Origin of the sequence: Rhodococcus sp. NPDC056960 (genome assembly GCF_042674125.1) — a bacterium.
GTDB lineage: Bacteria > Actinomycetota > Actinomycetes > Mycobacteriales > Mycobacteriaceae > Rhodococcus_F.
The window spans coordinates 1-5,345 of record NZ_JBHURF010000078.1; the positions used below are offsets into that span (position 1 = coordinate 1).

At 68.0% G+C, this 5,345-nt stretch carries 2 protein-coding genes and 1 pseudogene; all 3 read right to left on the bottom strand.

Annotated features, from left to right (window positions below; translation table 11 throughout):
- Positions 1–328: 328 nt before the first annotated feature.
- Entirely contained in the window at positions 329–3,844 is a 3,516-nt protein-coding gene (locus ACFTWF_RS44890; protein WP_378467511.1) for a protein kinase, read from the bottom strand.
- Positions 3,845–4,015: 171 nt separating this feature from the next.
- On the bottom strand, positions 4,016–4,888 hold the full coding sequence (locus tag ACFTWF_RS44895) for a fumarylacetoacetate hydrolase family protein (RefSeq protein WP_378467512.1): 873 nt from the start codon (positions 4,886–4,888) through the stop codon (positions 4,016–4,018).
- A gap of 35 nt (positions 4,889–4,923) precedes the next feature.
- Positions 4,924–5,345, bottom strand: a pseudogene (locus ACFTWF_RS44900) (aldehyde dehydrogenase (NADP(+))); the annotation flags it as partial.

Genomic DNA, 5,345 nt, shown 5'->3' on the forward strand with positions numbered 1-5,345 from the left:
GAGGCCGGCGGACAGGTGGGCCGGTCCCTGGAAGTCGAAGGCGAACAGTCGCATGCGCTGGGACGTCATCGTCTATCTCCGTTCATTTTATGAACATGTGGTTCATTTGATGAACAACACTGTAAGGATGTGAGGTGCCTCTCGTCAATAGGGCCTTTCGTCCTCGGCTCACGCACGGGCGCGCGAGGCTGCCCCGGCCTGCCCGACGCGCCCGTCGGCCGCGCACGCCCGATCGACGATGCCTCGGCGATCTTGAATGGATGTGCAGGACATGCTTGTTCGCGACCGGTCACTCGGAGGGGGTCGGCGGCGTTCGGACCGGTGGGAGTCAGCCCGGAGCGACTGCTGCGGTGTGGAGCGCGGTGAGGAACTCGCCCGGGACCGCGGGCCAATCCGGATCCCATCGATCCTCGCTCAGGCGCTGCCGGAGGTCGTCGAGGAGAGCGGGCAGCGGTGGGCCGGTGTCGACGAGATAGCGGCTGAGTCCGTGCGGAGCGCACTGAGCCGCGAGCTCCGCGAGGAGTGACAGGGCCTCGTCGGTGCGGCCGTCGGCGGCCAGGCAGCTCACGAGCAGGCGGCGGGCCTGCAACAACGCCCGGTCCCGTCCGCTGCCCTCGAGGCGATGCACCCACCCGGTCGCCCACGTGACGGCCACCGACGTCCGCTCGGGGGTGGGGTCGGCAAGCAGGGACATGATCGCCGAGGAGTCGTCGTACTGGGCGATGATCTCGTCGATTCCATCACGGGTGCGCCGCAGTCCGCCGTCGGTGGATGCCGGCGGCGACGAGTGGTCCAGGCCGAGTCGGATCCGCTCGTTGTCGATACGGGCGCGAAGCCGGGGCAGGTCGAGTGTGTCAGCGATCGCGCGGCCCTCGTCGAGTCGGGTCGCCGCGGCGTCGGAGTGGCCGGTCAGCGCCAAGATGCGCGCCCCGATGACGTAGGGGCCGAGCATGAAGTCGACACCGCCCTCGGAGCCGAGAGCGTAGCTTTCGTCGAGGAGTTGCTGTGCCTGCGCGAGATCGCCTCGTTCGTAAAGTAATTCGCCCAGCAGGCCGCTCGCGAGTCGCGCCGGGTGCGAGTGCGGACCACCGGCGTCGGTCGCGATGCGCAAGCCCTCGCGGAAGCGGCGTTCGGCGCTGTCGATGCGGAGTTGTTCGTTGTCGGCGATCCCGATGATGCAATGCCCCCAGACCACACTGTAGGGGCCGCCGGCGCGGTCGTAGTACGGGCGCGCCCACTCCTGAATCCTGCGGGCGGCGTCGAAGTCGAAGCCGTAGACCTCGGCGAAGGCGGCGAGACCGGTGGCCGCGGACACCACCCAGGGGCGCAGATTCTCGGGATGGGCCAGGCAGTCGGAGACCAGGTCCCTGATGCCGTCGACGTGGTCGGCGTACATCAACGACTCGGCCTTGACGACCTGGAATTCGGCGCGTAAATCGGAGACGGCCGACGCGGGCAGGCCGGTGTTCGCGAGGAGGTCGTCGACGCGGTCGAGTGCGGCGTGGGCGGGCTCGGGGCGTAGCAATTCGTTGTTCGCCCACCCGAGTATGAGTTGTAGACGCACACTGTCGGACACCAGGTGCGGGGGCAGTTTGGCGATCAGCCCGAGCAGGGTCGCCATCCGGGCGTGCTCGAGTAGATCCATACCGTGCTGTTCGACCAAGTCGACCGCCCAGGCCTGCTCGCCGGCGGCCAGAGCGTGGTCGACGGCCTCGCTGAGCAGATGACGGTCGGCGAACCAGGTGGCGGCGACGCGGTGCAGGGCAGGGACCTTGTCCGGTTGGTCCCGGTCGAGGCGATGCTGCAGGAACTGGGCGAACAGGTGGTGGTACCGGAACCATCGGCCGTCCTCGTCGGTGCGGCGCAGGAACAGATCTTGCTCCTCGACCTGTTCGAGCAGCCGTTGACCGCGGTCCATTCCGGACAGGGCACTGGCCAGCGAACCGCACAGTCTCTCGCACACCGAGGTGGCCAGCAGAAATTCGAGCAGCGTCGGGTCGAGGCTGTCGAGCACGTTCTCGGCAAGGAACTCCCCGATCGCCTGGGTGCGTCCGGAGAGCTGCTCGATCAACGTGGTCGGATCATCGCGCCCGCGCAGCGACAGGGACGCCAGTTGCAGGCCGGCCACCCATCCGTCCGTCGTGTGGGTGAGAGTCGCGACATCGCTGCGGTCGAGGTCCAGCCCGCCGAGGTCGACGAGGAAGGACTGCGACTCGGCGGTGTCGAACCTCAGGGCATCGGAGTCGATCTCGACGAGTTCGTCGTTCATCCGCATCCGGCTCAGCGGCAACCCGGCGCGGCTGCGACTGGTGATGAGAATCTGGAGGTGATGGCAGCCGTTGTCGAGGACGAAGCGCAGGGCGGCCAGAGACGCATCGTCGGTGACGCGGTGCCAGTCGTCGAGGACGATCACCATCCGCCCGCCGCTCTCGTGGATCCGGTCGAGCAAGGCGGTCAGCACGAATCGTTCGGCGTCCGCGCCGTGTTCCTCGAGTTCCTGTCGCAGTGTGCCGGTCAGGTCCGGACGTACGCGCTCGATCGACTCGACCAGGTGGGCGAGGAACCACACCAGGTTGTTGTCGTCGCGGTCGACAGTCAGCCACGCGGCAGGAACGGATTCCTCGGACAGCAGCTGCCGCCATTGCGCGGCCAGGATGCTCTTGCCGTATCCGGTCGGAGCGTGGATGACGATCAACCGGCGCCGGCCGGCGGCCTGCAGAACCGCGAGCAAACGGGCACGGGTGATCAGCGACCGTGCAGGGGCCGGAGGCCGGAACTTCGTTGCCGGAGACGGCGGAGGGGTCCGCGACGGTGCGTATCCGCGGCCGCCTTCCGGGGACGGCGTCGGTGTTCCGGGGGAGAAGGCGTACCCGCCGCGTCCGGCCTGCGTCGGAAGGACAGCCGCCGGCGGGCCGGGGGTGGCGTGCAATGGGTCGGCCGCGTCGATGGGCAAGGGCATCGAATCGACCTCGGTGCCGCTGCGGCGTTGCGCCTCCCGCAATTCGTTGCCGAAAGCGGCGGCACTGGGCGGCCGGTGCGCCGGGTTGCCGGCCATGGCGTGCTCGATGGCCGCGCAGACGGGATCTGGGATTCCGCCCCCGCGCAGATCGGGGATCGGCTGTGAGGTGATCCGCAGGAATTGGGCGATCACCTGTTCGCCGTCGCGGCGTTCGAACGCCGCGTGCCCGGTCAGTGCACAGAACAAGGTCGCGCCGAGACTGTAGACGTCGGCGCGGGGCTCGGGCATCCGACCGTGCAGGACCTCGGGGGCGGTGAACGCCGGGGACCCGGTGACGGTGCCGGTGGTCGTCTCGAATCCGCCGGAGATCCGGGCGATACCGAAGTCGGTCAGCTGCGGCTCGTCGTAGTCGGTAAGCAACACGTTGGCAGGCTTGATGTCGCGGTGCAGGATGCCCGACCTGTGCGCGATTTCGAGGGCACCGGACAGTTTCACGCCCAGATGTAGCACCGTGTCCCAGCCGAGGGGACCGCCGCGACGAATCTGCGAGTCGAGCGAACCCCGTTGGTGGAATTGCATGACGATGTAGGGCCGTCCGCCTGCGGTGGTCCCCACCTGCAGGATGTTGGCGATGTTGGGATGGCCGGACAGCCGGCCCATGGCACGCTGTTCGCGGATGAACCGTTCCAGATTGTCCGGATCCAGGTCGGCGGTGAGGAACTTGACCGCGACCGTGCGGTCGAGTGCGGGCTGAACACACCGGTACACGATGCCGAATCCGCCGCGGCCGATTTCCTGGGCGGCGTCGAACCCTTCGGCCTCGAGTTCCGCCGGGAATCCGGGCCCGGCGGCACGCTGGGTTCGGAAGGGGTCGACGTCGGACATCGTGCCCTCACCTCTTACATGCACTCGCGCGCAGTGCCCGGTTCACCCGGCCATTCACCGGCGTCGCTCAGACGCCACGCGAAGCCGGTGTCCGTCCAGCTTAGTTCGTCGGACACCGGCTTTCGGCCTGCACGACAGCACGGGCGCAGGTTCCTTCCCGCAGCGGACTGATCACACCCGCGTGGTCGCGGGTTCGCCTGCGGTGAAGGTTTGGACCAGTTCGCCGATCCCGGTGATGCGGCTTCGCAGCACGTCGTCGGGGGCCAGGAACCGCTGCGGTGTGCGTCCGACCCCCACCCCGGCCGGAGTGCCGGTGAACACCACGTCTCCGGGGTAGAGCTCAAGTGTCCGGGACAGGTGTTCGATCAGCGTTCGAACCGGGAAGATCATCTGCGCGGTCCGCCCGAATTGGACGAGTTCACCGTTGATGCCGGCCTCGAGGGTGAGATCGTCCGGATCGTCGAATTCGTCGATCGTCACCAGGGCCGGTCCGATCGGGGCGAACCCCCGATGCGACTTCGCCAGGCTGAATTGCGGTACCGGTCCGGCCAATTGCCGACCTCGATCCGAAAGATCCTGCCCGACCGACAACCCCGCAACCGCCTCCCATGCCCGATCGGCTGCGATGTTACGACCACCCCGGCCGATCACGACCACCAGTTCCACCTCCCAGTCCACAGTGTCCGACGGCAGCGGCACGGTGGTGACCGGTCCCGAGATCGCCGAGGCGAACTTGGTGAAGATCACCGGCGATTCGGGCCGCTCCACTCCGGACTCGGCGGCGTGGTCGGCGTAGTTGAGTCCGACAGCGAACAGCTGACGCGGTGCCGGCACCGGCGACCCCAGTCGGGCGGGATCGATCCCGCGTCCGTGCGCGGGGATCAGTCTGTCTCTGTTTCCCGCGTACCAGGCGGTGAACTCCGACCACCGTTCGTAGATCTTCTGTGGCTCGGACGAAAAGAAGCCATGACTTTCCGCCTCGACATCGATGAAACCTGCCGGCGTCGACACCTGCAGGCGCCCATCGAGATTGATCAACCGCACCGGACATTCTCCCTTCGTGTGGTCGTGAAAATTTGTCAGGACCGAGCGTGACCCCAGGTGGTGGATTCGCCGGCGTCGTTGATGGTGCGGGGGATGTGGAGGGGGTTGGTGTCCTGGATGGGGGTGGGCAGCAGGGTGTGGGGGGCGTCTTGGTAGGTGACCGGGCGGAGGAACCGGCGGATGGCGGTGGTGCCGACGGAGGTGTGGGCGACGGCGGTGGTGGCGGGGTAGGGGCCGCCGTGGTGCTGGGCGGGGGTGACGGCGACGCCGGTGGGCCAGCCGTTGAACACCAGCCGGCCGGCGCGGGTGGCGGCGATCCGGGTGATCGTCCGCAGCTGGTCCCGCTCGTCGGGGGTCGGTTCGGTGCGGGTGTGGACGGTGACGGTGAGGGTGCCGTCGACGCCGGTGAGGACCTGGTGGATTTCCTCGTCGGAGCCGTATTCGGCGATGATCGCGG